This window comes from Rhizobium sp. ZK1, assembly GCF_047782645.1.
Taxonomy (GTDB): Bacteria; Pseudomonadota; Alphaproteobacteria; order Rhizobiales; family Rhizobiaceae; genus Rhizobium.
Map to the genome: position 1 here is coordinate 2275031 of NZ_CP180586.1, position 26546 is coordinate 2301576.

Below are 26546 nucleotides of genomic sequence, written 5' to 3' on the forward strand. Positions count from 1 at the left end.
CCTCAAGTCGGCTTGAATTGGTAGCCTGCTCTTGAATGACATTTCAAGCAAGAGGATATCGATATGCAACAGGCAGAAATGACCGGATCGGAGCGAACGGAAAGACGGGGCGCCACACTGACGCTGTCCCTTTCGATGCTGCTCGCCTCGCTCGGCACCAGCATCGCCAACATCGCCCTGCCCAAACTCGCGGAGGATTTTTCGGCGCCCTTCACCCAGGTGCAGGGCATCGTCATCGCCTATCTTGCGGCCCTGACGATCTCGGTCGTCATCGTCGGCCGGCTCGGCGATCTCTATGGGCTGAAGCGCATGCAGCTTGTGGGCCTCGGCCTGTTTGCCATTGCCTCGTTGCTTTCGGCCATGGCACCCGATCTGACGCTGCTGATGGCGGCGCGCGCCGCTCAAGGCGTCGGCGCGGCCTTCCTGATGACGCTCTCGATGGCGCTGATGCGCGAGACGGCGAGCGAGGCGCGCATCGGACGCGCCATGGGCCTGCTCGGCACCGTCTCCGCGCTTGGCACTGCGCTTGGCCCGTCGCTCGGCGGCGTATTGATCCCGCTTGCCGGCTGGCGCGGCATTTTCTGGGTGCAGGTTCCGCTGGCGGGTCTGGCGCTGATCCTCGCCATCGCGACACTGCCGGCTGACAGGGCCAGGGGCAAGACGCGCCCGGCCGGCCTGCTTGCCATGCTGGAACGGCGCCTCGTCCCCAATCTCGTCGTCAATATCGTGGTGGCCGCCGTGATGATGACGACGCTGGTGGTCGGCCCCTTCTATCTCGGCCTTGCGCTTGGCCTGAAGCCCGCCTGGGTCGGCCTCGTCATGTCCGTCGGCCCGGTCATCTCCATCGCCAGCGGCGTGCCCTCCGGCCGGCTGGTCGATGCCTGGGGTGCTGCCCGCGTTCTGTCGATCGGCCTTGCGATGCTCGGCGCCGGCGCTTTCCTGCTGGCGATCCTGCCTGGGCTTTCAGGCGTCGCGGGCTATGTCGCCGCCATCATGGTGCTCACACCCGGCTACCAGCTTTTCCAGGCTGCCAACAATACGGCAGCCCTTGCCGATGTGCCGAAGGACCGGCGCGGCACGGCCTCCGGCCTGCTCGGCCTGTCGCGCAATATCGGCCTGATGTCAGGCGCATCCCTCATGGGCGCCGTCTTCGCCTATGGCGCGGGCACGCAGGATTTCATCCATGCGGCGCCGGCAGCGATTTCAGCCGGCATGCGGCTGACCTTCCTGCTTGCCGGCGGGCTGATGCTATCAGCCATGGCCGTTGTCTTCGTTGGCGCCTTCGAACGGACATCGGCCAGGGCATGACAATCGCCGACCTGTCTCGGGCGGTGCGACCACCGCCCGAGGATCACCCATGGGGATGAAACTCGACGATTTCGTAAGCAAACTGGCCCATCGCCCGTTCGCATTTTGGGCACCTCGCTACTCCATCACCACCTTTGGTCAGACGCTGGCCACAACCAGGACAAAACCATCTGTCCATCCCGTCAAGTTGATGGGGTTCTGAAGGTTTGATCCCCTCGACGTACACAGCACGGAATCGAGTTTCGAGATTTCGAGACAACCCCATTCCACTCGCAGAGCATACAAGGTTCCCGTCGTCACCGCGCGTAAAACCTGTTCCGCACCAAGGGCAATGAAGTCGACTTCGATCTATATTTTGCATTGTGCGGAGCCTTTATCGTTGGTCTGCGGCACATTCCAGGCAATAGTTCATCAATCCTATTGATCGGAATGGTCGGCAAGGGTGACGTTACTAACGACGAAATTAGTGACGTAAATTCAAGTGTTCGATGGAATCTCAAAGCCAGCTTTACCGAACGCTTACTCTGCGTCGCGGCCATCCGTTTCATCGGATGCAGGCCGGAGATACGGTCGAGGAATTCGGGATTGTTCTCGCCGCCGCATCACACAGGGCAGCTCAAGCAAATACGGTAATGCAGACGGCCGTCCAGATTAACGCCGTCCCCAGTGCCATCGCTCGCCTGGCGACGGCGACCTTGTCTGCCTCGTCCTCCGCGACAGGTGTGGTCACGATCCAGGGCACGCAACCAAGTGCCGCAAATCCGATGACAGCCACAGTCATCACAAGATAATCGACTGCACGCCAGCTCCCCTGTTCATAGACCCCCCAGTAACCCAGAAAGGCCATTCCGACTGCAAACATGGTGGCGGACGCAGAGCAAAGCCCTGTCACGGAACCGGTCGGTGCATGCAGGTTGCTTTTCTCACGTGTCTGCGAGCTCATCATGCAATATCCACGACGGTTGGCTGTCCCTCCGGCAAATATGTCAGGAATTGAGCGCGGCGTGAAGCGCTGGTGCCCCGTATGGGACATCAGCGCGTTCCCCGCCTTTGCTACAGCAGCCGAACCGACATCCCACCATCGACGATCATCGGGCTGCCGGTCATGAAGCTCGACTGGTCCGACAACAGGAAGGGCGCTGCCTGCGCGATCTCTTGAGCCGCGGCCATCCGCTTCATCGGATGCAGGCCCGAGATATAATCGAGGAATTCGGGGTTATTCTCGCCGCCGGCGGGCGTGATGGTGCCGCCGGGAAGCAAGCTGTTGATCCGGATGCCATCGGCCGCGTAATCGGCGGCGACCGATTGCACGAGGCCGATCAGGCCCGCCTTGGAAGCTGCATAGGCCCCCATGCCCGGCAGGCCGCCATTGCTGTATCCGACGAAGGACGAGGTGAAGGCGATCGAGCCGCTGCGCTGCGCTTTCATGACCGGCAGCTGCGCCTTCAGCGCAAAGAAGGCGCTCGTCAGGTTGGTGGAGATCACCGCCTCCCAATTGGCCACGCTCATCTCCGAAAACGCCCCCATCTCGCCGACGATGCCAGCATTGTTGAAAGCGCCGTCCAGCCTGCCATAGGCATCGAGCGCCCGGTCGACCAGCGCCTTCGCGTAGGTCTCGTCGCGCACATCACCGGCGAGAGACACGGCCGTGCCGCCGCTTTCATTGATCTCGGAAACCAGCGCCGAGAGGTTCTGTGCCCGCCGCGCGCCGAGCACGAGTTTCGCGCCCCTCCCCGCAAACAGCCGGGCGGCGGCCGCTCCGATGCCGCTGCTCGCGCCGGAAATGATGATGATCTTGCCGTCCAGTTCCATGTCCAAACCTCCTGTTTTGATGGTCATGGAGGGGTAGGAAATATGAGAAGCGGCAGCCACCCGATTCCGGATCGGCGACCTGCCAGCCGACACCGAAACCCGTTAACCATCTCCCGCTCTCTAAGACCATAGTCCGAGGGATGCCGGACCTCGGTCCGATGCACGCCCCGCGTTTCGCGCCTAACATCGCCTTCATTCGATAGCCGCCATCCCGAGTCGGCTATCTCACGATTTTTGATGAATTATCCTGCGAGGAGACCCGGATGCGTATCGCAACTCTTGCGTCCATAGCCGCACTTTCGATGATCATGGCTTCCAGCCCGCTGACGATCACCGGCGCCGATATTGCCGCCATGGCAAAGGGCGGTGGAGGCGGCAATGGCGGCGGCAACGGCGGCGGTAATGGCGGAGGCAACGGCGGCGGTGGCGGCAGCAGCAATGGCGGCGGCAACGGTGGCGGACAAAGCGGCAGTCACGAAAACCGCGGCCACCAGTCCGGCACTTCCCGGATGGGCATTTCATCGCACGACGGTTCTAAATCCGCGAAGGGCAAGTCCGGCGAGGCGAAGACGAAATCGCTCACTGCGAAAAACGCCGCAGCCGATATCAAGCAAAAGAACCTCGCCTCCGAGCTGAAGGGCCTGAACTCTCTCAACCGCAGCTACAAGGCCTATATGCACACGTCCGATCCGAAGATGACCGCGATCGCCGCCTATGCGATGGCCTATGCCCAGTTTGAACTCGATAACGGCATCGAGCCTTCAGTCGACGACCCGGTCCTCGGCGACGCGGCATTGGAGGATGCGCTGGCTTCGGCAACGCGCAGCGGCGAAGTGAGCCCAGAGGTCCTCGCCGAGGCCAAGGCCATCCTCGGCGTCGGAGAAGCCGACGGCAAGATCGACCAGATCCGTGAATCCCTGTCTTACTCCGCCCCGACCTCGACAGGGAATTAACGGCTCCTCGATCCGCCGGGCGGCGTGCCCGGCGGATCGATTGCACCTGTCATGGGTTTTCCCACGGGCAGGATAGTTTCTTCCCCCTGCAACTGCACCCGCTTCCCGCGACATCCCCAGCCGACCTGCAACAGGCTTCGAGCCGAGACCGAAAAAACCCACGAAAGACCTCTTGGGCCGGACCCAGCGTCATAGTTTCGAAAGGGTTCCGAGACAGCGCGGGAGGCGTGATGGACGCCAAGGAACGGGAACTGGCTGACGGCGCCGCAATGGGCTCTTCTTACGCCTGCTCCTCGATCGTCACTTGCGCCACATCAGGCGCGCCGCTGTTGATCCGCGTCGCGATGAAATGGCCGACAGCCACCGCCGCGATGCAGAGCACGACGGAAGCCGCAACATTGATGCAGGCCCGCACCACGGCACCTGATCGCAGCAGATCGAGCGTCTGCAGGCTGAAGGAGGAGAAGGTCGTATAGCCGCCGCAGAAGCCGACGATCACGAAAAGGCGCATGGTATCGGAGACCGGGAAGCGACCATTGGCGAGCGTCAGCGCGCTGAAAAAGCCGATTACCAGCGAGCCTGTAATATTGATGATGATCGTGCCCCAGGGCAGACCACGGCTGATCGGCATGGCGAGGACAGAGACGGCGTAGCGGGCGAAAGTGCCCAAGGCGCCGCCGGCCATGACGATGAGACAGGTATAAAACGACATGCTCGCTCCAAAAATCTCGGACGGGCAATAAAAAACCCGCCTTGCAGCGGGCTCCGGACAGATTCCCACCGCGGTTGAACACGGTAGGAGTCATCAGCCTTTACGGCGGTTTCGGGGGTACTCCATCCCCATCGAGGTCGATATATAGCGCGGGTTGCGGTGGGATGGCAAGGGGTGAGAGACGGATGATCTCACCCCGACAGGCACCCATGAAAACGCTCGGTCTCCTGGTACGACCGGCTCGCCCGCCAGACTGTTATTTCCCGCGCGGCGGCCTGCGGGTTTTATCGCTCTTGTCCTTGGCGGAAGATGTCTTTGCATCGAAGGCCTGACCGAAATTGGTGCCTCCCAGGTGCCCGCCGCCGCTGGTGTTGGCCACCTGGCGCGCGGCACGTCTAAGAAGCGCTGCAGCATCCGTCTTCGTCATTGTTGTTCTCCTGAACAAACCGGCTTGAAAACAAAAAGGCCGGGACTGGCCCGACCTTTCCAAGGTTCGCATATCCGCAGTGCCAGTACATCCGTGGTCAAAGCGGGTGCGAGCCGATTGATTATGCAGAACCGAGGTTCTGCGCCGCGTTCTTGCCGCTGCGGCTGTCGCGGACCAGCTCGAAAGTCACCGACTGGCCTTCGCGCAGCGCAGACATGCCGGACTGCTCGACAGCCGAAATGTGAACGAACACATCCGGCGAGCCGTCGGTCGGCGAGATGAAGCCAAAGCCCTTGGCCGTGTTGAAGAATTTGACGATACCAGTATTCATGCACGATTTCCTTTCAATCGCAAAGAATTACCAAGCCCGCTGTGTGCAGGCGATAAATGGTCGAGCTTGAGAGGAAAGATTAGCCAATGCGCATCTTGCGCAGAAACGAAGCTGACGAAGCAAATTCGATAAGCTGAACATAGGGAGCATTTGTGTTCGGAACAAGGTATATTTTATTTTTATTAATTTCGCCGGCTGTTGTGGAGGCAGCAAAAAGGGCGCATCTTGATCGGGTCAGCAGCCATTTTCACGGGCGCTGTTGGTTAAGGGCATCCACACCCTGGCCCCGACCAGAAGGAGGACTGAATGTCTTCCACGATCCTGATGCATCCAATCGCGATGTCCCCAATTACGATGTCTTCGGCCGGCGAAACCGTTCTTGACAGCGACGATATGAATCTGCTGGCCCGTGTGCTCCATCGAGCCGGATATGACCAGGCTGCCGAACCGGCGCTGTTCGTGCTCGCTGCAGCCCAGATCCGTTCGCTGTTCGCAAGCGGCATCCGCCATGAAACGATCCTCATGGCAGCGCTTCAGAATGCCGGCGATTATTCCGGCGTGGCCGATCCCTTCGTCAAGCGCCGCTTTGCCATCCAGGGCCTGCCGCCGGTCGGCGCCGCGCCGGCAGCATGATGCGCAAGAGAACGGATACGCCCGTAGGTGAACGGCATCTGCAGCTCGTGCATTCCAGACCGGCCAATGCGGCCGATCTGGAATCCGAAGTCTCGGCATCGCTTCACCGCGCGGGCGATATCGATGCGACCTATATTTTCGTATCGGCGCATGATGGCGGCGTCACCCTTGCAGGATGGGTGCCGCTCTACACCCAGATCGAGCGGGCGGCGGATGTGGCGTGGGGCGTCGGTGGCGTGAGGCACGTTTTAAACGAGCTGTCCTGTTCGCTCTGAAGGGAAACACATGCCGGTACCCTTCGAATCCATGCCGCAGGAAGAACGCCTCGCCATCATCGAGCTGCTGGTCGCCCATCTTGCCACGGCCTCATCCGACGCGGCGGCTGCCGGCAACGCCTCGTTGCACGCCGAAATCGGCAAGGTTTCGGGACGGCTGAAGAACTGCCGCGAGCAGATCTCCGCCAGCGACCCTGCATCCGCTAGGCCCGCCGTCTCCGCAGCGCTGCGCCTGCTGTCGCGCCTGCAATCCAGAGCTCCCGGCGCCACGGCATCTGCCCGGACGGGTTTCTGCTGACTTGGTTAGGTGATCAATTACCCTGCACGCCCTCTTACCATCCCCCTCCCCGAGCCGAACCCGAGAAGGGAACAAGGTGAACGCCGGCCGCTGCCCCCCCCGCAAAACGACCGGACGCGGTTAATGAGGCGCTGGCAGTCTCCCTGGCAGTCTGGGGGCCGATCTCGGAGGCGATCTCGGTGACGAAATCGGCCGGGAAGCCGCCCTCGCGGGCGTGGCGATAGACGGTTTCAGCGCTGTCGGCCTCATGCACGCAATAGATCTTGTCGCCGGCGGCATAGCTGGTGATCCAGTTGTACGGACGGTCGAGGCCGGCGACGACCTTGTTGGACGTGGTGGAAATCTCCCGCAACTGCTCGGGTGTGAGCTTGGCTGCGCTGCTGACAACAAGACAATTATTGCATAAAACGATGCCGATCGCCACTGGATCTGCACGAACCGAGGATACGTTGTGGGCATCGAATATTATGTCGCAGTGCACGAGGCCCATTGGCTTTCGCCGGAAAAACTCAATGCCTGTCTTAGCGATCTCAAATATCCGGTGCAGATCATTCCAGCCTTGCCTTCGGACATGAGCAAGCCGCTTCAGGATAATCCAGCCTCTTCCGGCCTGACGGTCGCCTTCGACGGCCGGCAGATCGAGCTGGAGGCTTCGATCAAACAGCTGCGCCCCGGAGAGCCTTTCGCCTATGGACTGAAAATCGACAGGGCCAAGATCGCAGAAGGCGCGGCCATCCGCCCCACGGGAATGACGGATTTCGTGCCGCTTGATCTGAACGAAGAACTCACGAAAATCGGCATGAATGCGCCCGATTTTGGTTATGGCGATTATGTCCTGAGCATAACTTTCCGATCATCCGTCGATGAATACCGCGCGGGATTTCTGTTGATCGCAGGCCTCATCCGATGTGCTAACGGACTGGCCTTCGAGTTCGGCAGTGCATCTTTCGGCAGATCGTCGTTCGCTGAAGCGCTTGTGCGGCAGGCACAGGACATGGAGTAGACACAGGTCAGACTGATACGCGAGACACCCCTATCAATCTTCGTCGCGGCGCAGCGGCGACGTCCCTTTCTACCTCATCAAGTCAGCAAACTGGGCTGATCGGAAGCTTTAGTCGTCGCTTCGGGCGAAGGAGACTCTGTCAGCCCGGGCCAGCATGTGGCCAAGGTCATGCGTCAGGGGCGCCGGTCACGTCCGCCCCGCCGCCTCGAACAACTCCGGCACCGCCGGGTTCCTGCCGGCTCGCGGTGCGCACAGCACTACATCGAATTCCGGTGCATCCACAAGCACCCGCGACACCACACCCTCAGCAAGATCACTGCACAGCGATTGCGGGATCAGCGCCACCCCCAGCCCCTCCTGCACCAGCCGGATGATCGTGTGCTGCAGGCGCGGCTCGAAGGCATAATGCGGGATGACGCCGCCGGATGCGCAATAGAGGCCGATCGCCGTGCGCAGCGTTGGCGCCACGGTTGCGGGCGCGGCGATCAGCCTTTCGCCCGCAAGCGACCGCGGCCCGATGGTTTCGGCATCAGCCAGCCTGTGGCCCGACGGCACGATCAGGCACAGCCGGTCGCGGGCGAGCAGTTGCGTGCGCAGATGCGGTGCAGGACCGCCGCCGAAGGTGACGGCGGCATCAAGTTTGCCTTCGGCCAGCATCTCCTCGATATCGGTGGGTATGCGCTCTTCGAGGATGAGGCGCACATCCGGCCGCGCTTCGGAATAAAGCCGCACCAGCGCCGGGATGACGCTATGGGCGGCATGCATCATGAAGCCGAGCTTCAGCTCGCCCTTCATGCCGCCGGCGACCAGCTGCACATCGCGGCAGGCGGCATCGAATTGATCAAGCACGGCGCGGCAATCGGCAAGGAAATGCTGGCCGGCCGGCGTCAGCGCCACATTGCGCGAATTGCGCTCGACGAGTTTTGCGCCGAGCCGCTTCTCGATCGCCGCGATCTGCCGGCTGAAGGGCGGCTGGCTCATGTTCATGCGCGCCGCCGCATGGCCGAAATGCAGCGTTTCGGCCAGCGCCACGAAATAGCGCATATGACGTGTGTCCATTCGATACCCCAGAAGTATCAATCAGCATCCAAGATGACATTGGATTATCTTGATCCCAGGCGATAGGCAATGATCGCCCCAGCCAAGAATGACACCGAGTTGCCCCATGCTGACGAACCTGACGATTGTCCTGCCGATCTTTGCCCTCATCCTCACCGGCTGGATTGCCCGCAAGACCGGCGCGCTCGGCGAAAATGCCACGCGGGAGGTCAACCGGCTGGTCGTCTATCTTGCCTTGCCCGCTTTGCTCTTCGACATCATGGCAAATGCCAAGACCGCCGAGATCTGGCAGCCGGGCTTCATTCTCGCGTTTACATCAGGCTGCGCCGTCATCTTCGGCGCCACGCTCTGCTGGCGCATCGCCAAAGGCCGGCATCTCGCCGATGCCGCGATCGACGGGCTGAACGCGAGTTTCGCCAATACCGGCTTCATCGGCTTTCCGCTCGTCCTGTCCCTGGTCGGCGACACCGGCATGGCGCCGACGCTGATCTCCACCATTCTCACCGTCTGCGTGCTCTTCGCCGTCGCCATCATCCTCATCGAAGGCGGCCTGCAATCCGAAAATCGCCGACGCGATATCGCCATCAAGACTGCCCGCTCGCTGGCAAAAAACCCGCTGCTTGTCGCGCCCGCTCTCGGCGCGCTGGTTATGGTCTCGGGTGTGGCGCTTCCCGCCCCCGTGCATGCCTTCCTGAAGCTGCTCGGCGGGGCAGCCTCGCCCTGCGCGCTGATCGCGCTCGGCCTGTTTCTCGCCGGCACCAAGGCCGGCGAAGCGAGCGCCCGGGCAACGACGACAAGCATTCTCGTCGGCCTGAAGCTGATCGCGCACCCCGCCGTTACCTGGCTCATCGCCGCACCGCTCCTCAACCTGCCGCCGGCCGCCGCCCATACCGCCGTGCTGCTCGCAGCACTGCCGACCGGCACCGGCCCCTTCATGCTGGCAGAATTCTACGGCCGCGAGGCGAGCCTCACCGGCCGCGTCGTTTTGGCCTCGACCGTGCTCTCGGTGCTGACGATCTCGGCCTATCTGGTGGTTGCAGGCCGCTGACTGCGATTTGGGAAGACTGCTTGCGCCTAGCCGAAGAGCCCGATCAGCCGGGCCGAACTGATCATCAGGCCGGCAATCGCCACCAGCACAAAGGCGCACATGAGAATGAAAAAGATCCGGTTCTTCACAATGTCTCCTTGGGGCTGCTGCGGGCAAGGCGCATCATCTACACCAGCCAATCCACCGCCTCATAACCGATCTCATCATTGCCCACTACACTATAAAAGTGCAGGATCAGCCGCCGCATTCATTCGATCTGACATTGAGGGAAGCCGGGGCCAATCATGTCATCCATCACCACAGGCAATGAAGAGCAATATGGCGACAGCAAAAAGCTTGCCGCCCGCGGGCGCCTGATCCGGGAATATACGATTGCCGAAACCCGCTGGTTTCCCTGGGTCGCAAGGCAGCTGCCGCTCAGGTCAGGAGATCGCGTACTGGATATCGGCTGCGGCCCCGGCTGGTTCTGGGCTTCGGTGGTGAACGAACTGCCCGACGATCTCGGCCTCACCCTTGCCGATCTCTCCCCCGGCATGCTGCAGGAAGCGCTCGAGCGCTGCCGGCCGCTCGCCCTCGCCGAAGTCACAGGAAAGCAGGCCGACGCCACGGCCCTGCCCTTCGAAGACGGCTCCTTCGATACCGTCATCGCCATGCACATGCTCTACCACGTGGCCGATCAGGCCCAGGCGCTTGCCGAAATGCACCGCGTGCTGAAGCCCAGAGGTCACCTTGCGGTGACTACCAATGGTGCCGGCAACATGCGCGGCATGTACGAACTGACGACGGTGTTCGGCAGCCCGCCCTACGACCCGGCGGGTGCCGCCTTCGGCTATGAGACGGCGGAGCGGCTGATGCAGGCGCAGTTCGGCAATGTGACGATGACGGAGCACCCGGCCCATATGCGGATAACGGAGCCGGAAGATGTGTTTCTGGCGCTGACCTCCTATCCGCCGGGGGATCGGGCTGATGAGGCCGAGCTTGCAGCGTTTCGGGCGGCGATATCAGAGGCGTTCCGGGCGGGCGGCGGTGTGCTCGAGGTGGGCAAGGAGACCGGGTTGTTTATCAGCCGGAAGGTAGGGTGAGAGCGTGCCTCGCTGCTTAGTTACCCGAGCAACTGCGACCTCACCCTATCAGCTTTCCCTCGGTCCAGAATTCTTGGACCTTGATCCACCATTTGCTCGTTTCTGACCGCAACCATGGAATAAAATCCTCAGGCTGAGCAACGTTGTAAAAATGCTCGTTCTGCAAGTCTTCGAGCAGCCCGATCGTCACTGCTTCTTTGACATAGTCGTCGCCGCTGATGTGCCAGCGTTCGACGACGTCAAAGACCGCATCTAACCGCTTCGTGTCACCTGCCTCGAGATGCTCAATCAGATGACGCGCAAGGTCATTGAGAGCCAGGTAAAGCGGTAGCTCGTCTCCATCAGGCAGAAATGTCGCCAGGAAGGCCTCCCATTTTCCTCGAAAGGATGGATCGGCCAGCAAGAGCGGCTCAAACATATTCGAGCGATCGAACTCGAATTGGTTCATATCGATATTTCCCTTCGGTGGTGGCTGTGTTTCATTGCGCGACATCCGCTCGAGAAGGCAAGGCTTACTTTGGGCACCAACGCAACCCTCCCCACCCCTCATTCCTGTGCTTGTCACAGGAATCCAGCCTGCCCAAGTCCTTGGGCAGGAAAGACTATTTTCCTTGAAGTCTATTAGCGAGCGCTATCGCGCAGATAGGCAACGCGCTGGTTTTCCGTGAAAGAGTCCTCTCGGCTTGCCGACGCAAGCCGGCTGGATTCCTGTGACGAGCACAGGAATGAGGGAGGAGAGATTTCACCCCCACAACCATCTCCACGCTAGCCCTATCCCAACTCAAGAGGTTGGTTCATGGCTACCGTTGTCTCTATCTGCAATCTCGCCCTTTCCAATATCGGCAAGGACAATATCAACGATCTCACCGAAAAGAGCGCCGAAGCACGCGCCTGCAACCAGTTCTATGCGCAGACGCGCGATGTGCTCTTGCAGTCCTTTCCTTGGGCTGCGGCCGGCAAGACGCTGGCGCTGGGCGCGCTCGACAATGACAAGCCGGGTGTCTGGCGCCATTCCTATGCGCGGCCGGCCGATTGCCTGCAGATCCGCTGGATCAGGCCGCGATATTCCGCTGATGCCGCAGCGCTGCCGGAGACGCTCAACCCCGATCTCGACGAGGCCGGCCGCGAGATGCGATATGCTTATGCGCTCGAGGGCGACCGGCTCTATTGCGACCTCTCGCCCGCACTCCTGCGCTATACCTGCCGCCTGACCGACCCGACGAAATATGCGGCGCTCTTCGTCGAGGCGCTCTCCTGGCATCTTGCCGTTCGTCTCGCCATGCCGCTGACGCGCGATCCGAAGATCCGCGCCGATGCGATGGCGCTCGCCCAGAGCAGCCAGCGGGCCGCCGAACAGGCCGAGGCCAATCAGGTGAGGCACACGAGCGAGAATTTCGTCAGCGAGCTGATTGCGGTGCGCGCCCATGGCTGATTTCCGCGCCTACCAGCCCTCCTTCACAGCCGGTGAACTCTCGCCGGCCCTCGGCGCCCGCGTCGATCTCACCAAATATCAGAGCGGCCTGCGTACGGCGCTGAATGTCTTCGTGCATCCGCATGGCGGTGTGTCGAACCGGGCCGGGCTGCAATTCATCCACGAGATCAAGGACAGTTCGAAACAGGCCCGGCTGATCCGCTTTCAGTTCAATACCGAGCAGACCTATATCCTCGAATTCGGCCACCAATATATTCGCATCTTCCGCGATGGCGGGCTGGTGCTGTCGGGTGCGGCCCCCTACGAGGTCGTGACCGCCTATACTGATAATGACGTGCAGGACCTCGTCTTCGTGCAGGAAGCCGACGTGCTCTATCTCTGCCATGTCAATCATCCCGTGCGCAAACTCGGGCGTCTCGCCGATAGCAACTGGACGCTGACGACGGTTCAGTTCAAGCCGCTGATAAATCCGCCCGCAGGCACTCCCTCCGTCACCAAGCCCGGCGATACATCAGGCAAGCCGGGTTATGTGGCAACCACATACCGCTATCGAGTCTCCGCCGTGGCCGACAGTGGCGAGGAAAGCCTGCCGTCCAACGCCGGTGCCGTCGTCAACGACCTCGCCATCCAGGGCGGCATCAACCGTGTCACCTGGGCGGCGGTTTCGGGTGCGGCGCGCTACATCGTCTACCGCGACGACAACGGCATTTTCGGCTATGTCGGCGGCACGACGGGCCTGACCTTCGACGACGAGAACATCACGCCCGATCTCTCCGATACGCCGCAGACGGACCGCAACCCCTTCAATGCTGCGGGCGACTATCCGCGCTGCGTGACCTTCATCGAACAGCGCCTCGCCTTCGCCTCGACGCAAAACGACCCACAGGCCGTCTGGCTCAGCCAATCCGCCAATTACGAGAATTTCGGCGTCTCCTCGCCCGCCAAGGCAAGTGACGCCGTGACCTTCCGCATCCGCGCCCGGCAGGTGAACGAGATCCGCTCGATGATCTCTGTGCGCGGCCTGCTGCTGCTGACATCAGGTTCCGAATGGATCGTCACCGGCGGCTCGACTGCCGACGCGATTTCGCCCTCCGCCATCAAGCTCGATAACCAGGGCTATCGCGGAGCCGCCAAGGTGCAGCCGATCGTCGTCGGCAATACGGTGCTTTTTGCCCAGCGCCTTGGCGGCGTGGTGCGCGATTTCTCCTACGACTATACGCAGGACAGCTATGTGGGCAAGGACCTGACCATCCTCGCCCGCCACCTCTTCAAGGGCCGCGAGATATCGGCCTGGGACTATGCGCAGGCACCGGATTCCGTCGTCTGGGTGGTGCTCGATGATGGCGCGCTCGTCTCGCTCACCTACATGAAGGAGCAGGATGTCTGGGCCTGGACCCGCCATGAGAGCGGTGCCGATGCCTTCTTCGAGGATGTGACCGTCATCGAGGAGAATGGCGAGGACGTGCCCTATTTCATCGTGCGCCGCACGATCAATGGCACTCAGAAGCGCTATATCGAACGGCTGCACAGCCGCGCCTTCGATGATGTCGAGGACGCCTTCTTCGTCGATTGCGGGCTGACCTATTCCGGCCCGCCGGCCACGACCATTTCCGGCCTCGGCCATCTCGAAGGCCAATCCGTCGTGGCGCTGGCCGATGGCAATGTCGTGCGCAATCTCACCGTCACGAACGGAGCCGTGCGGCTGCAGAATGCGGCGGCAAAAATCCATATCGGCCTGCCGGTGACGGCGGCGATCCAGACGCTCGATCTCGATGTCGGCCAGGTCCAAGGCCTCGGCACCGTGCAGGGCCGCTCGAAATCCGTTTCCGAAGTGACCTTCCGGGTGGAAAATACCCGCGGCATATTCACCGGTCCTGCCGATGGCGAGCGCGATGGCAATGTGCTGGTGGAATACAAGCAGCGCCGCAATGAAAACTGGAACGAGGCGATCAGCCTCTATACCGGCGATCTCACCATCACCCCCTATTGGGACTGGAATACCAGCGGCGCCATGTGGGTAAAACAATTCGACCCGCTGCCGATGACGATCCTCTCCATCATGCCGGATGTCACCCTTGGCCGCTGAGATTGCCATCGTACCCGCCCGGCCCGGCCATATCAGAGAGATTGCCGGGCGCATGCGCCGCGCCGATAGCGAGGAGGTCTTCGCCGCCTCCGGACACTCGCCGACCTCGGCGCTTTCCTTCTCCTACCGCCATTCCTCGCTTGCCTGGAGCGCGCTCTTCAATGGCCGGCCGGAGGTGATGTGGGGTGTCGGCGATATCAATATCCTGACCGGCATCGGCGCGCCCTGGCTGCTCGGCACGGATGCGGTCGAAGAGAATTTCCGCGCCTTCCTGCGGATATCGCGCGATTGGCCGGCTCAACTGTTGAGCCGCTATCGCTTGCTCCGAAACGTCGTGGATGCCCGCAACATGGTCTCGCTCCGCTGGCTCGAATGGCTGGGTTTTCGGCTGTTCGAGCCGGTGGAGATCAATGGCCATCAATTCCGGTTATTCGAAATGGGAGTAGCAGATGTGTGATCTTGGTCTAGCGCTGACATTGGGCTCGACGCTGCTCGGCGCCGCCGGCCAGGTGCAGCAGGCAAAGGCGACGGCGGAGGCGAACAAATACAACGCCCAGGTCGCCGAAATGAATGCGCAGATCGCCGACAAACAGGCGAAGGACGCGATCGAGCGCGGCAAGCAGGAAGAGCAGCAGAAGCGCCTGCAGACCGCGCAGCTCGAAGGCCGGCAGCGCGCCGCAATCGCCGCAAACGGCGTGGACCTCTCCTTCGGCTCGCCGCTCGACACCATCGTCGATACCGCCAAGATGGGCGAGATCGATGCGCTGAACGTGCGCACCAATGCCTATCGCGAAGCCTATGGCTACAAGATGCAGGGCACCAATCAGCTGGCCAGCGCCAAGCTGGACCGCATGCGCGCCGACGCCGCCGTCAAGGGCGGTTATCTCGAAGCTTTCGGCACCGTGCTCGGCGGCACGGGCAAGGTCTACAGCCAGGCGAATTCGCTTGGATATATCAAGTGAGGTGAAGAATGCCGACTGTTCCGACCTATCAGGATACGCAGCCGCATATCGCGCTTCGCCCGGAATATACCGAGGGTTTTACAGTCAAGGCCGATGCCGAGGCCTTCGGCTCGGCGATCGGCAAGGGCATGCAGGGCCTTGCGACCGGCATGGGCACGCTCGGCGACGCCGTGGTGCAGGTGGAGCAGCTGGACAATGCCAATTCCGCCAAGGATCGCCAAACGAAATTCGGCGACTGGTCGCGCGAGGCGCTCCATGGCAAGGACGGCTTCCTGACGCTGACCGGCCGCGCCGCCGTGGAAGGCCGCGCCGCCTTCGAAAAGCTCGTCGAGCAGAAACGCGCCGAATTCGGCAAGGGCCTGACGCCGGGCGCGGCCCGCACCTATGAAGAGACCAGCCGCGCCAGCATGAACACCCTGCTGGACAGCACGATCCGCCACACATTCGACCAGCGCAAAGCGTGGTTTGCCGAGACCTCGGCCAACAGCATCAAATCCGCCAGCGCCGGCGCTGTCGCCGTCTACAGCGATCCGGCCAAGGTGGATGCCGAGATCGGCAAGGGTGTGGCCGAGATCGAGCATCAGGGCCATATGCAGGGCTGGAGCCAGGAAAGGCTCGACCAGGAACGCGCCCGGTTCGTCTCCGACACGACGAAGAATGTCGCGCTTCGCATCGCCAATGACAGCGCCGTCAAGGCCGAGCAATATGTGAAAGATGCCGGCGACCGGATGCTGCCGGCCGACAGCACCGCCCTGCTGAAATCGCTGCAGCCCGCCATAACCGAGGAAAAGGCCCGGCAGAACACCACCGACATCATCGCCGGCCGGCCGCCGACCTATACCGGTGTGCCTGACGCCAATGCCGCCCCCACGGCGGCCACCGCAAACGCCGGTAGCGGTACAGGCGGCCAGCCGCAGACCGGCAGCCCGGTTCAGCCCTCCACAGCGGGCGCAGGAACCACCGGCCTCGAAGCGGAGGGCGCCGGCAGCAGAACGGGGGGAGCCCGCACACTTGGCGCGCCGCCTTCGGCGGGCAAGACCGCAGCCCCGCAAATCGCCCTCTCTCAAGCAACCGGCCAGCAACCCACCGGCCCTCAGGTATCGACCACTCCGGCCCCGCCGCGCCAGCCGAGCGGCCCGGAGGATTTCCGCACCGTTGCCGCCAGGCTTACCTTCCCCGGCAAGGCGAAGGACGATCTGGCGGTGGCGAGCTTCGTCAGAAATGCCGCCGGCACCACAGTCGCCCCGCCGCTCCAGCCCTGGTTGACCGATGTCACGGGAGCTATCCTTGGTACGACCGCAGCCCCCGCCGGAAGCACTGCGGCCGATGCCACAAGCTTCCGCCATTTCGGCCTGCCGACGCAGACACCTCGCCCCGGCGACATCGTCGTGCTCGGCCCGCCTCAAAGCAAAGGCGCCGGGAAGAACGGCGGCAATGCCCCGGACGATCCCGAGAAGGGCCAGATCGGCATCTTCCGCGGCTACGATGCCGATGGCAACATCCTCGTGCTCGGCCGCGATCCCGGACGCGCCGGCGAAACCGTGCTGACGGCCCACGCCGCAAGCCAGGTCATCGGCTTCCGCACATCCGGCACCGTCGACGAGAAGACCATGACCTTGCCGAACTACAATCCCGAGAGCTTGCGCAGGATAGAAGAAAGCCTGAACAGCATCGCCGACCCCGCCTTGCGCGCCGCCACCGAGGCACAGCTAAACGGCTATACCGTCTCGCTGAAGAAGGCGATCGACGCCCAGCGGGTGCAGGTGCAGGAATGGGCCAACAACCAGGTCATCGCCGACCCGACCTTCGACCCGACGAAACTGCCGGTCCACATCCAGCAGGCCATCGGCCCATCCGGCATGCTGACGCTGCGCGACTACAAGGAAAAAGTCCGCGCCTACGGCCAGCCGGCGACGGACACGCAGACGCTCTACGACCTGCAGAGCGAGTTCGCCAGGGATCCCGCCGCCTTCTCGCGGATCGATCTCCTTGAGTATCGCTCCATGCTCTCCGACAAGGATTGGGAAAAAGTCACCGGCTGGCGGCAGATGGCCCTCACCGACCAGCGCAAGGCCCGCCTCGAAAGCCTCGACATCAACACCGCCTTCGAACTCGCCAAACCCCAGCTGGAAGCCCTTGGTTTCTTCAAGGATGATCCCGGCTTCTTCACCGCCAACAGTGTCCCCACGCGCGTCGCTCTGTTCCGCGCGACGCTGCTCGATCAGATGGATTCATTCAAGGACAAGAACAACGGCCAGAACCCGACCCAGAGCGACATCCAAAAGATGATCAACCGCCTGCTGTTCCCGATCGTCATCAGCTCGCCGGGCTCATTCGTCACTGGCTGGAATCCCACAGAGAAGTACGGCTACCTTTATCAGGCCAACTCGCTTGCCGACGATCAGAGCTACGATATCGCCGTAGAATATCAGGATATTCCACGCGATCTCAGGCAGTCGATCGAGGCGGATTTGACGAAGAATAACCGCAGGAAGCCGTCTCAGGATGAAATTGTGAAAGAATACGAAACATTCATGCTCAATCGTTGAGTGACAGGGAAAGACCTGGCGGCGGGAAATCGCAGGCACCCCAGCGAAAGCCTCACTTCCCGACCGACGCCTTCTCGAAATGCAGCTTCAGCCGCTCGATCTCCTCAGCCGACCAGCCGGGCGGCTCCGTGACCGCCAGCCACGCATCGATATAATGCTGCGGTGCATAGACATGCCCGAAGCCCATCGGCGAGGTGGTGGCGATCATGGCGTCGAAGCCGAGCTGCAGGGCGGTGATGATGGGGTACCAGCGGAAGCCGGGGGAAACGTCGGGGCCTCGCGTGCCTATCATCCAGTCCGGTTCGCGGTACAGCGCCCGCCAGTCGAAGAAGGTGACGGGATCGCTGGCATATTGCAGGAAGACGATGCGGACCGGCCCCCAGGCGGCATCGGCAGTGGTGGCAGACGTCCACTGATTGGAAAACCGGATCATGCTGCCATCGCGAAATTGCGGCAACCAGGCCGGCGATCCCGGATTACGGTTTGCGGTCAGGTAGGACCATGTGGAACTCGCAAAGGGCGGCCCGCTCCACAGCGCCCCCTGGAACGGATCGTCGAACACCTCGAAGAGATTGACGGACGATTGCGAATTCAGCGCCCCGAGGCTCAGGCCATGCAGATAGAGTTTCGGGCGATGATCGCGCGGCAGCGTCCGCCAATAGCCGTAGATTTCCCGAAACAGCGCCCTTGCCGTATCGGATCCGTATTCCGGCTCGACCATCAGTGACAGCCAGCTGCTGAGATAGGAATACTGGATCGCGACGCTGGCGACATCCCCGCGCAGCAGATATTCGACCGTATCCAGGGCTTCCGGATCGACCCAGCCGGTTCCCGTCGGCACGACGACGATCAGGGAGGATCGCTCGAATGCGCCCTGGCGCTTGAGTTCGGCAAGCGCCAGGCCTGCCCGCGCATCGGCATTGTCTGCGCTGTTGAGGCCGACATAGACCCGGATAGGATCCTTTGCGGGAGAGTTCAGGAACGCGCCGATCTGGTCCCGCGTCGGGCCAGATGTGATGAAATGACGGCCGCGTCGTCCGAGCTCCTCCCAGTTGACGAGCGAGACCGCACTTCCCGTTTTGGCCGGGTCGTCGGGCATCGGCGTATCATCGTCAATCAGCGCATCGGCCTCCCGGAAGGAGGAATCGACGACGCGCAACGCGACATGGAACAGCACGCCGTCGACGACAGTCCAGAAAGCGAAGGCCGAAATCAGGATTGCGGCAAGGGCGGCGATCCGCCTGGGAACGATACGGCTGGCGCGTTCATAACTCGCAACCACCATCATCTTGAAAAGCCGGCCGATCGCGATGAGAAGGATGAAGACCACGGCTGCGGTGAGGATCAGCAGGAAGGGCTCGATCGTTGCATTGGGCGGAAGCTGCATCAACGCCCGCACGGAATTCTGCCAGGATGACGCCTGCCATACGAAAAACGTGGCGATCAGCATACCGGCTATGACCGCGACCGATCGCACTATCCATCCGGGGCTGAACCGCAACGACGGGATCTCGAGATAGATCCAGAGCCATTGCAGGACGACGCCACAGAAATAACCGACCGCAGCGCTCGTGCCCGACAGGGCACCCTGCACGAACCAAGACCGGGGCATCAGGCTCGGCGTCAGCGACAGGCACAGGCAAAGCAGCGCCAAGAAAAGCCCCGGCCACGAAAGCGGCCTGACGGAAACGATCGTCCGATATCGCATCATTGCCCTCACACCACGCCGATTGCTGCACCTCCCTGTTTTATGTCAGGTTTTGCATACAATCCAGAAGCGATGTGCGGGCGTATGGTCTGCCGTCCGGCGACCGCTATGGTTTCTCGTAGAAATGTCCGTAGATTGCCTGACCGTAATGGTCTTCTTCTCCGGCGAAGTTTTTCTCACGAAGATAAAACGCGCGATATTCCCTATCGATATCTGTTCGAGCGAGGGTGATGTTGCTGTTTCCCCGCTTCCTCATCTCCTCGACGAGCGAATTTAGAACGAAACTGGCGTAGAAATCGAAATGCTTCCGGCGGCAAATATAGCATTTGTCATTTGTCACCAGGAATACCCTGAGATCGGTCCATGATCGGTACAGATATTTGTAAACCGCCGGCAGGATCTGCGAATAATTCAGGTTCGCGTAGTCGTCCAGGCAGAGCACGCCATCTGGCGCGAGCAGCGCGTCGGCAAGTTTCATCTCTTCAAGCGTACCCCGATAGGAGTGCGTGGAATCAACATGCATAAACCGAACTGACCTCTTCAGCGACTTATACCCGTCGTAGCTCTTCGCGAATTCTTCAGATCTCCCCAGGTGAAAATCCGGCTTGGCGAAGAAAGAAGCGGCAGTCTCCGCAGTCATATACGGCTCAACGTCCACCAGAACGAACTTGTCTTTAGGCTGAACATGGGCGCTCAACACAGCCGCTGATCGTCCCTTGAAAACCCCAAACTCCAGAATGCTGCCCGTGACACCTGTCGCCTTCTGAAACGCAAGCACGGAATCCATCAACTGCATCGAAAAGGCAGACATCATGCCTTCAATACTGTCCGCCTTCTCCTGGACTTCCCCAAACGGAAACGTGGCGACTCCATCCATGTTAACAGACGGGTGTCGCCTGTGTCTAAAGCGGGCAAATAAGTCCATTCCCATCATCCCCTCGTTGCCGGTCACCGATTGCAGATTTGTTTCAGAAGAGCAACGAAGAAGGGGGATGATCCCCAGGCGTGAAAACTTAGATGCTACACGCGGCGATGTAATAACGAAGCACGTGATGGACGGCTAGGTTCGATATTTGACAACCTTCGCGGGTGAACCAACGGCAATCGCGTATTCTGGGATGTCGGATGTCACGACAGAATTGGCACCGATTACAGCACCTTTTCCTATCGTCACGTTCATCAGAATCTTTGCCCCCACTCCAATCCAGACATCGTCTCCAATCTCTACGAAGCCGATTTCTGCCCGTTGCAGCCGCATTGGAGTATCGCGCCTTGTGCCATGACTGTGATCGATAATCTGAACGTCTGATCCGATCAAAACATCGCTTCCGATGCGGATAAGGTTCTTTGCCGTGATGATGTTTCGCCTGCCTATTACGGTATTATCACCGATAAATACCTTTGGCTCCGGCATGGTGAGTTGGAAGAATGAATAATCCTGGATGGTCACATTTTCCCCAACTTCCAAGACTGCATGCTTAACTACCCTAAACTCAGCGCTTTGCTTCACGACTAGGTTTCTACCCGCCTTGGTGAAATAGCGGACGCGTTTATAAGCGGTCACCAGCTTCTGTACGATGCCACCGCGATTTCTGTAGGATGCCTTGTCTTCTTTCACACACTTCTCCATCGGAAAATGGTGCTTGTAGCCTGACAACTTGGCCATTGCCAGAACTGCCAACTTCATCCTAAAAATTAAGAGCAAGCCTGCTCTCTACGATTGTCAGATGACGGCGCTTCGCCCAGTCAACCTTGTCACCCATTCCAAATCGGCTTGCCACTTCTTGGTACGTCTCTGCCGTTTCATCTTTTAGCGCTTACCCGCCGCGCACTGCGATTTCGGCAGGTCAAGCAAACAACCTTCTTGCGCCTATGGTCGGCGAAACAAGAGGCACGACGGCATGACCATTTCAAGTGAAGTAAATCGATCCGGCCCTTATGGTGCGAACGGCGTAACGACGGCCTTCGAATACAAGTTCAAGATCCTTGAGCCTCAGCATCTGCAGGTCATCAAGACGAATGTCTCCGGCACGGATACAATCCTGGCGCTCGATACCGACTACACAGTAACCGGCGTTGGAAACGATGGCGGCGGAAGCGCCGTCATCACCCCTGCCCCAGCCGCCGGCAGCAAGATAACGCTGCTGCTGAACGTGCCATTCACGCAGGAAACCGATCTGGAAAACCAGGGCGCGTATTATGCCGAAACCGTCGAGCAGGCGCTCGACCTGCGTGATGCGACTTCAGCAATTGAAGGAACGGGCGGCCCGCGCCGTTACCATTCCACCGAGTTATGATTCCGCCACCATCGACCAGCTTATTTCCAATGTGCTGGCGCTGAGCGACAAAGGAGCAGCCATCGAAGCCGTCGCGGCTGTGGCGCAATATCTGGAAACAGTCGCTGGCATAGCTGATGATATTCCTGCCGTTGCGGACCTCACGCAAATTGCTGGACAGAAGGCCAACGAAGCTGCGCAATCAGCGGCGGCCGCAAACGCAAGCGCCAATCTCTCGACCGCCTATGCGAACAATCCGGAAGACGTTCAGATCCCAGGCTCGGGCGGCCTTTTCTCTTCATTTCATTGGTATCGAAAAACGCTCGCACTCTACGATTCGGTTGCCGCCGGCATCGCCGGAATGTTTCACAGTTCCGCCGCAAAAGCGGACATCACAGATAGCGACGAATTCGCCATTGCCGACAGTGCTGACGGCTGGGCCCTGAAAAAGGTTCTGGCGAGCAGTGTTGTCAAATACGTCTGCATTGCCACCGGCTTCGATTTTTTTACCGGATTCATCCCGGCCTATGTCGGGGCTTCATCCGTCACCATCGGCCCAGGCATGGGTTTTTTTGGCGGCAAGAAACATCAGGCCGCCATTGCCACGGCAAAGACGCTTGTTCAGTTGCTCGACACGGGATCCGTGCAGCCGTCAAGGACCTATTTCCTCTATGCCATCAGGAAGGCATCGGATGGCACTACGGATTTTGTGATGTCGCTGTCGGCATCAGAGGCAGGTGTCACGAAGCCGGCCGGCTGGGAATGCCTGTCCGGAAGCCGCGTTGGCCTGATCCTCACCAATTCATCGGGGAACGTCGTTCCGTTCTGGCAGACCGGCAATGAGGTCAACACCGACACCTACGCGTGGTTTACCGCCAATGCCAATGTGCAGGGCTTGGCAATACCGAGCAATATCCCCGTGGGATTGAGTGTCGATGTCTCGGTGCAGATCGACACTGTCGTCGCAGCCCCCGGGCAGGATTGTATCGGCATCGTTTCGGATGCTGCTGCGGCCAACTACACCACCGGTGCCGCCCATCAGGTGCGGTGCCGGTCACGCTCGGGCAACGATTATCCCGACCAGAGCGCGGCTGCGGGCAAGGCGCGCAGCAATGTCAATGGCCAGCTCTGGAGATACGCCGCGGTGACAGGCGCGGCGGCCTGTTTGGCTTCCTTTTTCGTCTGCGGCTGGCATGATTACACCTGCAAGAGGCTATTTGCATGACAACAGTGTATGTTCGCTACGACAGCGTAGGAACCATCCTTGAAATATTCTTCCGCGATCAGCCTGATATGATCCTCGTGGCTCATGATGACAAAGAGCCCGCGATTGCGAAATACCTTCGCGGCCCCCTCGGCCGAGAAGATCGCTTCCCGCCCCTCAAGAAATGGCAGCTCTGGCTCGCCGCACTCGAACTCGAGCCGCCGATCGTCAAGGCAGATATCCTCACGACAGTCAGCGGCATGGCCGACATGTCGTTCAAGGACAAGGAAACGATCCGCATCATGATCGAGGATGCGCAGGATTATTCCCGCGAAGATCCCCGCATCGATCTCCTGGCTGTCGCCATGGGCATTCCGCCGAACCAGATGGACGACCTCTGGCGATGGGCGGCCGAGTTTCGGCCCCTGTAACGGCGAGCAAGTGTGACGGCAACCGGATGTGACAGCGTGTGGAGCCGGCCAAACCGGCCCCACTGGTCATTGGCCGGCAATCATCTCACAGCGGCAGCGGCTTGCCCGTCTGCTCGGCCATCATGTATTCCGCATACCAGTCCGGCCAGTTCTCGTCGTGCTTTCCGCCATTGCGCTTCTCATGCTCGCCATGCGCCTCGGCTGCCCGGCGAAGCCCGGCGGCGAGATCCTTCGCCGTGCCGAAGGCGGCGAGGTCGGAGGTGACGCGGCCGGGCAGCCGGGCGGTGATTTCCTGGAAGAGCCAGCCATTGCCGTCAGGGTCGCTGAAGGCTGCGAAGGAGCGGTAGCTGCCTCGGTCGGGATCGGGGCCGCTGACCCGCCGCCGGCCGAAAAGATAGGGCACGTCCGGACCGCTATAGACTTCACCTTCGGGATGAAAGGCCTCGCTGACCTCGACGCCGCGCTCGCGTAGCTCCTTGCGGGCGGTCTCGATGTCGGAAACGATGAGATAGAGGCCTTGCGCGGAGCCGGGTGCCGCCGGTGTCACGTTCTTCCCGAAAATGACGGATGCGTTTGAGCCCGGAGGGGTGAACTGGATCACCCGGTAGTCATCGCCCGAGGAATAGTCAGCATCGAGGCGCCAGCCGAGCCCGCCGTAAAATGCCTTGGCCCGGTCGACATCCGAAACGGGCACGACGATGATCTCCAGCTTCATCTCGCTGGTGCCGTTGCCGGTCATAGTGTTTGCGCTGCTCATGATCTTCCCCCTCCCATCGTCACGACGATGGTGTTGATGATGATGATGACGGCGATGCGGCGAATGCATCGCCCGCCCCCACTCTACCACGTTGCGCGCCGGCGATCTCCGCTCAACCCTCTCGCGGCATCGCCTTGATGAAATCGATGAAGGCGCGCAACGGCGCCGGCACCAGCCGCCGGCCGGGATAATAGAGGAAGGGGCCGGAAAAGCTCTCCCACCAGTCCTCCAGCACCGGCTCCAGCGCGCCGCTTGCAAAATAGGGCCTGAGCCAATCCTCGAAGGTGAAGACGACGCCGGTTCCGGCGACCGCCGCATCGACGGCGAGATCCGTGCCGCCGCCATTCTGGACGATCAGCGGGCTCGGCGGATCGACCCTGACGATCTCGCCATCGCGCTCGAACTCCCAGACCGGAATGGCGCGGCCGGCAAACCGCCCGCGGATGCAGGCGTGAGTGAGCAGATCGCGCGGATGCTGCGGCCGGCCATGTGCCGCGAGATAGGCTGAAGACGCGCCCCCGGCATAACGCTGGACCCGCGGGCCGATCGGCACGGCGATCATGTCCTGCTCCAGCCGCTCGTCGTAGCGAATGCCGGCATCGCAGCCGGCAGCGATGATATCGACGAAATTCTCCTCGGTAACGATTTCGAGGCGGATGTCGGGATAGGCTTTCAGAAACGGCGGCACGATGCCCGGCAGCACCAGCCGCGCCGCACTGACCGGCACATTGAGCTTCAGCGAGCCGGCCGGCCGATCGCGGAAATCCTTGACGAAATCGAGCGCCGCATCGATCTCGCCGAAGGCAGGACCCAGCCGCTCCATCAGCCCGCGACCGGCCTCGGTCGGCACCACGCTGCGCGTCGTGCGGTTGAAGAGCCTGACACCAAGTTCCGCCTCCAGCCGGCGCACCGCATCGCTCAGCGCCGACGAGCTCATATGGCTCGCCCGCGCCGCCTCGCGGAAACCGCCGGCCCTTGCGACAGCCAGAAAGGCACTGACATCGCCGATGTCGGGCGTACCCTGCTTCATGTGCCTGCCTCCGTTAATTGTCCTCGATGCCGGACAGCCCGTCCGGATTATAGCCAATTGTCGCAGCAATGTTAGAGGCCTATCTCCTCATTGCCTTCAATCGGAGATCCAGAATTCATGTCAACTGTCGAAAAATCCGGAAGCTTCAAACTCGGCGACCGCACGGTCAAGCGGCTCGGCTATGGCGCGATGCAGCTCGCCGGCAAGGGTGTCTTCGGCCCGCCGCGCGATCGCGACGAAGCCATCGCCGTGCTGCGCGAGGCGGTCGAAAGCGGCGTCGATCACATCGACACCAGCGATTTCTATGGCCCGCACGTCACCAATGAGATCATCAGGGAAGCGTTGCACCCCTATAATGACGACCTGGTCATCGTCACCAAGGTCGGCGCGCGGCGCGGCGCGGACGCCTCGTGGAACCCCGCCTTCTCCAAGGAAGAACTGACCGCGGCGATCCACAGCAACCTTAGAAATCTCGGCCTCGACGTGATCGAGGTGGTCAATCTGCGCGCCATGTTCGATGTGCATGGGCCGGCCGAAGGCTCGCTCGAAGCGCCGCTCACGGTTCTCGCCGAGCTGCAGCAGCAGGGCCTGATCAAGCATATCGGCCTGTCGAATGCCACGGCAAAACAGGTGGATGACGGCCGCAGGATCACCGAGATCGTCTGCGTCCAGAACCAGTACAACCTCGCCAACCGCGACGATGACGCGTTGATCGACAAGCTCGCCGCCGAAGGCACCGCCTACGTGCCCTTCTTCCCGCTCGGCGGCTTCTCGCCCCTGCAGTCCTCGACGCTCTCCGATGTCGCTGCCCAATTGGGCGCCACGCCTCTGCAGGTGGCCCTCGCCTGGCTCCTGAAGCGCGCGCCCAACATCCTGCTGATCCCCGGCACGTCCTCGCGCGGCCACCTCAGGGAAAACCTCGCGGTGGCCGATATCGAATTGTCTGATGATGTGATGGCGCAACTCGACGGCATTGCCGCAGCGAAAGGCGCCTGACTCTACGGAAGGAACGAAACGCGGCCGATCACCTGCCGCGTTTCGAAGCCCACATTACGGCCCCTCCCCAGATTGACGAATCGCCACGGCATCGACATCTTTCTCGTCAGGCGTGGCCTGCGCCCAACCTCCAGCGATCCTCCCCGGCAGGATCTTCAAAACGGAGGCAAAGGG

At 61.2% G+C, this 26546-nt stretch carries 30 protein-coding genes and 1 riboswitch; of the genes, 17 read left to right on the plus strand and 13 right to left on the minus strand.

Annotation, left to right across the window (positions count from 1 at the left end):
- Positions 1-63: 63 nt before the first annotated feature.
- Positions 64-1308, plus strand: coding sequence for an MFS transporter (locus ACK9YZ_RS11770; RefSeq protein ID WP_416063918.1), 1245 nt, complete (start codon positions 64-66; stop codon positions 1306-1308).
- Between the two features lie 616 nt (positions 1309-1924).
- Here the strand turns inward: ACK9YZ_RS11770 and ACK9YZ_RS11775 are convergent.
- Entirely contained in the window at positions 1925-2251 is a 327-nt protein-coding gene (locus ACK9YZ_RS11775) for a hypothetical protein (RefSeq protein WP_416063919.1), read from the minus strand.
- A gap of 110 nt (positions 2252-2361) precedes the next feature.
- A complete protein-coding gene (locus ACK9YZ_RS11780) occupies positions 2362-3120 on the minus strand; it encodes an SDR family oxidoreductase (protein WP_416063920.1) in 759 nt (252 codons plus the stop codon).
- A 263-nt stretch (positions 3121-3383) separates the two neighbouring features.
- On the opposite strand from ACK9YZ_RS11780, the gene ACK9YZ_RS11785 reads away from it, so the two are divergent.
- The gene (locus ACK9YZ_RS11785; protein WP_416063921.1) at positions 3384-4073 is read left to right on the plus strand and encodes a hypothetical protein; all 690 of its coding nucleotides are present in this window, start codon (positions 3384-3386) and stop codon (positions 4071-4073) included.
- 280 nt (positions 4074-4353) lie between these two features.
- Here the strand turns inward: ACK9YZ_RS11785 and crcB are convergent, their stop codons facing one another.
- The 3 genes from crcB to ACK9YZ_RS11800 all read right to left on the minus strand — a co-directional run bounded on the left by crcB (position 4354) and on the right by ACK9YZ_RS11800 (position 5543).
- The gene (gene crcB / locus ACK9YZ_RS11790; RefSeq protein WP_216758763.1) at positions 4354-4785 is read right to left on the minus strand and encodes a fluoride efflux transporter CrcB; all 432 of its coding nucleotides are present in this window, start codon (positions 4783-4785) and stop codon (positions 4354-4356) included.
- A 77-nt stretch (positions 4786-4862) separates the two neighbouring features.
- Positions 4863-4924: riboswitch (Fluoride riboswitch) on the minus strand.
- A 117-nt stretch (positions 4925-5041) separates the two neighbouring features.
- Positions 5042-5212 (minus strand): hypothetical protein, encoded by a 171-nt coding sequence (locus ACK9YZ_RS11795; protein WP_183736319.1) that lies wholly within the window; start codon positions 5210-5212, stop codon positions 5042-5044.
- 121 nt (positions 5213-5333) lie between these two features.
- Positions 5334-5543, minus strand: a complete 210-nt coding sequence (locus ACK9YZ_RS11800; RefSeq protein ID WP_183736320.1) for a cold-shock protein — start codon at positions 5541-5543, stop codon at positions 5334-5336.
- A gap of 306 nt (positions 5544-5849) precedes the next feature.
- Between ACK9YZ_RS11800 and ACK9YZ_RS11805 the strand changes: the two genes are divergently transcribed.
- Genes ACK9YZ_RS11805 through ACK9YZ_RS11815 form a run of 3 tightly spaced genes read left to right on the plus strand, consistent with a single transcriptional unit; the run spans position 5850 to position 6749 of the window.
- Positions 5850-6176: a hypothetical protein gene (locus tag ACK9YZ_RS11805; RefSeq protein ID WP_416063922.1), complete on the plus strand. Its 327-nt coding sequence runs from the start codon at positions 5850-5852 to the stop codon at positions 6174-6176.
- On the plus strand, positions 6173-6451 hold the full coding sequence (locus ACK9YZ_RS11810) for a BON domain-containing protein (RefSeq protein WP_416063923.1): 279 nt from the start codon (positions 6173-6175) through the stop codon (positions 6449-6451). Before ACK9YZ_RS11805 ends, ACK9YZ_RS11810 begins: the two co-directional genes overlap by 4 nt.
- Positions 6452-6461: 10 nt before the next feature.
- Entirely contained in the window at positions 6462-6749 is a 288-nt protein-coding gene (locus ACK9YZ_RS11815; protein WP_416063924.1) for a hypothetical protein, read from the plus strand.
- Between the two features lie 34 nt (positions 6750-6783).
- Here ACK9YZ_RS11815 and ACK9YZ_RS11820 read toward each other — a convergent pair whose 3' ends face one another.
- Positions 6784-7173, minus strand: a complete 390-nt coding sequence (locus ACK9YZ_RS11820) for a DUF4242 domain-containing protein (protein WP_416063925.1) — start codon at positions 7171-7173, stop codon at positions 6784-6786.
- Between the two features lie 27 nt (positions 7174-7200).
- Here ACK9YZ_RS11820 and ACK9YZ_RS11825 point away from each other — a divergent pair, with 27 nt between their 5' ends.
- Positions 7201-7752, plus strand: a complete 552-nt coding sequence (locus ACK9YZ_RS11825) for a hypothetical protein (protein ID WP_416063926.1) — start codon at positions 7201-7203, stop codon at positions 7750-7752.
- 186 nt (positions 7753-7938) lie between these two features.
- On the opposite strand, the gene ACK9YZ_RS11830 is transcribed toward ACK9YZ_RS11825, so the two are convergent.
- Positions 7939-8811: a LysR family transcriptional regulator gene (locus ACK9YZ_RS11830; RefSeq protein ID WP_416063927.1), complete on the minus strand. Its 873-nt coding sequence runs from the start codon at positions 8809-8811 to the stop codon at positions 7939-7941.
- A gap of 106 nt (positions 8812-8917) precedes the next feature.
- Here ACK9YZ_RS11830 and ACK9YZ_RS11835 point away from each other — a divergent pair, with 106 nt between their 5' ends.
- Together ACK9YZ_RS11835 and ACK9YZ_RS11840 are read left to right on the plus strand one after the other, a co-directional pair.
- The gene (locus ACK9YZ_RS11835) at positions 8918-9859 is read left to right on the plus strand and encodes an AEC family transporter (RefSeq protein WP_416063928.1); all 942 of its coding nucleotides are present in this window, start codon (positions 8918-8920) and stop codon (positions 9857-9859) included.
- A gap of 284 nt (positions 9860-10143) precedes the next feature.
- Positions 10144-10941, plus strand: a complete 798-nt coding sequence (locus tag ACK9YZ_RS11840; protein WP_416063929.1) for a class I SAM-dependent methyltransferase — start codon at positions 10144-10146, stop codon at positions 10939-10941.
- Between the two features lie 40 nt (positions 10942-10981).
- Here the strand turns inward: ACK9YZ_RS11840 and ACK9YZ_RS11845 are convergent, their stop codons facing one another.
- The gene (locus ACK9YZ_RS11845; protein WP_216758774.1) at positions 10982-11389 is read right to left on the minus strand and encodes a hypothetical protein; all 408 of its coding nucleotides are present in this window, start codon (positions 11387-11389) and stop codon (positions 10982-10984) included.
- A 348-nt stretch (positions 11390-11737) separates the two neighbouring features.
- Between ACK9YZ_RS11845 and ACK9YZ_RS11850 the strand changes: the two genes are divergently transcribed.
- Genes ACK9YZ_RS11850 through ACK9YZ_RS11870 form a run of 5 tightly spaced genes read left to right on the plus strand, consistent with a single transcriptional unit; the run spans position 11738 to position 17970 of the window.
- Positions 11738-12373 (plus strand): hypothetical protein, encoded by a 636-nt coding sequence (locus ACK9YZ_RS11850; protein ID WP_416063930.1) that lies wholly within the window; start codon positions 11738-11740, stop codon positions 12371-12373.
- Positions 12366-14459 (plus strand): hypothetical protein, encoded by a 2094-nt coding sequence (locus tag ACK9YZ_RS11855; RefSeq protein WP_416063931.1) that lies wholly within the window; start codon positions 12366-12368, stop codon positions 14457-14459. Before ACK9YZ_RS11850 ends, ACK9YZ_RS11855 begins: the two co-directional genes overlap by 8 nt.
- Positions 14440-14916, plus strand: a complete 477-nt coding sequence (locus tag ACK9YZ_RS11860; protein ID WP_416063932.1) for a hypothetical protein — start codon at positions 14440-14442, stop codon at positions 14914-14916. The genes ACK9YZ_RS11855 and ACK9YZ_RS11860 overlap by 20 nt, the downstream gene beginning before the upstream one ends.
- Entirely contained in the window at positions 14909-15421 is a 513-nt protein-coding gene (locus ACK9YZ_RS11865; RefSeq protein ID WP_216758778.1) for a hypothetical protein, read from the plus strand. Before ACK9YZ_RS11860 ends, ACK9YZ_RS11865 begins: the two co-directional genes overlap by 8 nt.
- Before the next feature lie 8 nt (positions 15422-15429).
- Positions 15430-17970 carry a hypothetical protein gene (locus tag ACK9YZ_RS11870; RefSeq protein ID WP_416063933.1) on the plus strand — a complete coding sequence of 847 codons (2541 nt, stop codon included), beginning with the start codon at positions 15430-15432 and terminating at the stop codon, positions 17968-17970.
- Between the two features lie 52 nt (positions 17971-18022).
- On the opposite strand, the gene ACK9YZ_RS11875 is transcribed toward ACK9YZ_RS11870, so the two are convergent.
- The 3 genes from ACK9YZ_RS11875 to ACK9YZ_RS11885 all read right to left on the minus strand — a co-directional run bounded on the left by ACK9YZ_RS11875 (position 18023) and on the right by ACK9YZ_RS11885 (position 21296).
- Positions 18023-19678 (minus strand): alpha/beta hydrolase, encoded by a 1656-nt coding sequence (locus ACK9YZ_RS11875; RefSeq protein WP_416066731.1) that lies wholly within the window; start codon positions 19676-19678, stop codon positions 18023-18025.
- Positions 19679-19784: 106 nt separating this feature from the next.
- The gene (locus ACK9YZ_RS11880; RefSeq protein WP_416063934.1) at positions 19785-20603 is read right to left on the minus strand and encodes a class I SAM-dependent methyltransferase; all 819 of its coding nucleotides are present in this window, start codon (positions 20601-20603) and stop codon (positions 19785-19787) included.
- A 135-nt stretch (positions 20604-20738) separates the two neighbouring features.
- Positions 20739-21296, minus strand: a complete 558-nt coding sequence (locus ACK9YZ_RS11885) for an acyltransferase (RefSeq protein ID WP_416063935.1) — start codon at positions 21294-21296, stop codon at positions 20739-20741.
- A 283-nt stretch (positions 21297-21579) separates the two neighbouring features.
- Between ACK9YZ_RS11885 and ACK9YZ_RS11890 the strand changes: the two genes are divergently transcribed.
- Genes ACK9YZ_RS11890 through ACK9YZ_RS11900 form a run of 3 tightly spaced genes read left to right on the plus strand, consistent with a single transcriptional unit; the run spans position 21580 to position 23589 of the window.
- Positions 21580-21975, plus strand: a complete 396-nt coding sequence (locus tag ACK9YZ_RS11890; RefSeq protein WP_416063936.1) for a hypothetical protein — start codon at positions 21580-21582, stop codon at positions 21973-21975.
- Positions 21976-22006: 31 nt separating this feature from the next.
- Positions 22007-23179: a hypothetical protein gene (locus ACK9YZ_RS11895; RefSeq protein WP_416063937.1), complete on the plus strand. Its 1173-nt coding sequence runs from the start codon at positions 22007-22009 to the stop codon at positions 23177-23179.
- Positions 23176-23589 (plus strand): hypothetical protein, encoded by a 414-nt coding sequence (locus ACK9YZ_RS11900; RefSeq protein ID WP_416063938.1) that lies wholly within the window; start codon positions 23176-23178, stop codon positions 23587-23589. Before ACK9YZ_RS11895 ends, ACK9YZ_RS11900 begins: the two co-directional genes overlap by 4 nt.
- Positions 23590-23674: 85 nt before the next feature.
- Here the strand turns inward: ACK9YZ_RS11900 and ACK9YZ_RS11905 are convergent, their stop codons facing one another.
- Together ACK9YZ_RS11905 and ACK9YZ_RS11910 are read right to left on the minus strand one after the other, a co-directional pair.
- On the minus strand, positions 23675-24346 hold the full coding sequence (locus ACK9YZ_RS11905) for a VOC family protein (protein WP_416063939.1): 672 nt from the start codon (positions 24344-24346) through the stop codon (positions 23675-23677).
- A gap of 112 nt (positions 24347-24458) precedes the next feature.
- Positions 24459-25376 (minus strand): LysR family transcriptional regulator, encoded by a 918-nt coding sequence (locus tag ACK9YZ_RS11910; RefSeq protein WP_416063940.1) that lies wholly within the window; start codon positions 25374-25376, stop codon positions 24459-24461.
- Positions 25377-25493: 117 nt separating this feature from the next.
- On the opposite strand from ACK9YZ_RS11910, the gene ACK9YZ_RS11915 reads away from it, so the two are divergent.
- Positions 25494-26372, plus strand: coding sequence for an aldo/keto reductase family oxidoreductase (locus ACK9YZ_RS11915; RefSeq protein ID WP_416063941.1), 879 nt, complete (start codon positions 25494-25496; stop codon positions 26370-26372).
- The last annotated feature ends 174 nt before the right edge of the window (positions 26373-26546 follow it).

What these genes read in the sequence shown, in the direction of transcription:
- ACK9YZ_RS11770 (WP_416063918.1), top strand. Translation starts at nt 64, where the DNA reads ATGCAACAGGCAGAAATGACCGGATCGGAGCGAACGGAAAGACGGGGC.
- ACK9YZ_RS11775 (WP_416063919.1), bottom strand. Translation starts at nt 2,251, where the DNA reads ATGAGCTCGCAGACACGTGAGAAAAGCAACCTGCATGCACCGACCGGT.
- ACK9YZ_RS11780 (WP_416063920.1), bottom strand. Translation starts at nt 3,120, where the DNA reads ATGGAACTGGACGGCAAGATCATCATCATTTCCGGCGCGAGCAGCGGC.
- ACK9YZ_RS11785 (WP_416063921.1), top strand. Translation starts at nt 3,384, where the DNA reads ATGCGTATCGCAACTCTTGCGTCCATAGCCGCACTTTCGATGATCATG.
- crcB (WP_216758763.1), bottom strand. Translation starts at nt 4,785, where the DNA reads ATGTCGTTTTATACCTGTCTCATCGTCATGGCCGGCGGCGCCTTGGGC.
- ACK9YZ_RS11795 (WP_183736319.1), bottom strand. Translation starts at nt 5,212, where the DNA reads ATGACGAAGACGGATGCTGCAGCGCTTCTTAGACGTGCCGCGCGCCAG.
- ACK9YZ_RS11800 (WP_183736320.1), bottom strand. Translation starts at nt 5,543, where the DNA reads ATGAATACTGGTATCGTCAAATTCTTCAACACGGCCAAGGGCTTTGGC.
- ACK9YZ_RS11805 (WP_416063922.1), top strand. Translation starts at nt 5,850, where the DNA reads ATGTCTTCCACGATCCTGATGCATCCAATCGCGATGTCCCCAATTACG.
- ACK9YZ_RS11810 (WP_416063923.1), top strand. Translation starts at nt 6,173, where the DNA reads ATGATGCGCAAGAGAACGGATACGCCCGTAGGTGAACGGCATCTGCAG.
- ACK9YZ_RS11815 (WP_416063924.1), top strand. Translation starts at nt 6,462, where the DNA reads ATGCCGGTACCCTTCGAATCCATGCCGCAGGAAGAACGCCTCGCCATC.
- ACK9YZ_RS11830 (WP_416063927.1), bottom strand. Translation starts at nt 8,811, where the DNA reads ATGGACACACGTCATATGCGCTATTTCGTGGCGCTGGCCGAAACGCTG.
- ACK9YZ_RS11835 (WP_416063928.1), top strand. Translation starts at nt 8,918, where the DNA reads ATGCTGACGAACCTGACGATTGTCCTGCCGATCTTTGCCCTCATCCTC.
- ACK9YZ_RS11840 (WP_416063929.1), top strand. Translation starts at nt 10,144, where the DNA reads ATGTCATCCATCACCACAGGCAATGAAGAGCAATATGGCGACAGCAAA.
- ACK9YZ_RS11845 (WP_216758774.1), bottom strand. Translation starts at nt 11,389, where the DNA reads ATGAACCAATTCGAGTTCGATCGCTCGAATATGTTTGAGCCGCTCTTG.
- ACK9YZ_RS11850 (WP_416063930.1), top strand. Translation starts at nt 11,738, where the DNA reads ATGGCTACCGTTGTCTCTATCTGCAATCTCGCCCTTTCCAATATCGGC.
- ACK9YZ_RS11855 (WP_416063931.1), top strand. Translation starts at nt 12,366, where the DNA reads ATGGCTGATTTCCGCGCCTACCAGCCCTCCTTCACAGCCGGTGAACTC.
- ACK9YZ_RS11860 (WP_416063932.1), top strand. Translation starts at nt 14,440, where the DNA reads ATGTCACCCTTGGCCGCTGAGATTGCCATCGTACCCGCCCGGCCCGGC.
- ACK9YZ_RS11865 (WP_216758778.1), top strand. Translation starts at nt 14,909, where the DNA reads ATGTGTGATCTTGGTCTAGCGCTGACATTGGGCTCGACGCTGCTCGGC.
- ACK9YZ_RS11870 (WP_416063933.1), top strand. Translation starts at nt 15,430, where the DNA reads ATGCCGACTGTTCCGACCTATCAGGATACGCAGCCGCATATCGCGCTT.
- ACK9YZ_RS11875 (WP_416066731.1), bottom strand. Translation starts at nt 19,678, where the DNA reads ATGCGATATCGGACGATCGTTTCCGTCAGGCCGCTTTCGTGGCCGGGG.
- ACK9YZ_RS11880 (WP_416063934.1), bottom strand. Translation starts at nt 20,603, where the DNA reads ATGGACTTATTTGCCCGCTTTAGACACAGGCGACACCCGTCTGTTAAC.
- ACK9YZ_RS11890 (WP_416063936.1), top strand. Translation starts at nt 21,580, where the DNA reads ATGACCATTTCAAGTGAAGTAAATCGATCCGGCCCTTATGGTGCGAAC.
- ACK9YZ_RS11900 (WP_416063938.1), top strand. Translation starts at nt 23,176, where the DNA reads ATGACAACAGTGTATGTTCGCTACGACAGCGTAGGAACCATCCTTGAA.
- ACK9YZ_RS11905 (WP_416063939.1), bottom strand. Translation starts at nt 24,346, where the DNA reads ATGAGCAGCGCAAACACTATGACCGGCAACGGCACCAGCGAGATGAAG.
- ACK9YZ_RS11910 (WP_416063940.1), bottom strand. Translation starts at nt 25,376, where the DNA reads ATGAAGCAGGGTACGCCCGACATCGGCGATGTCAGTGCCTTTCTGGCT.
- ACK9YZ_RS11915 (WP_416063941.1), top strand. Translation starts at nt 25,494, where the DNA reads ATGTCAACTGTCGAAAAATCCGGAAGCTTCAAACTCGGCGACCGCACG.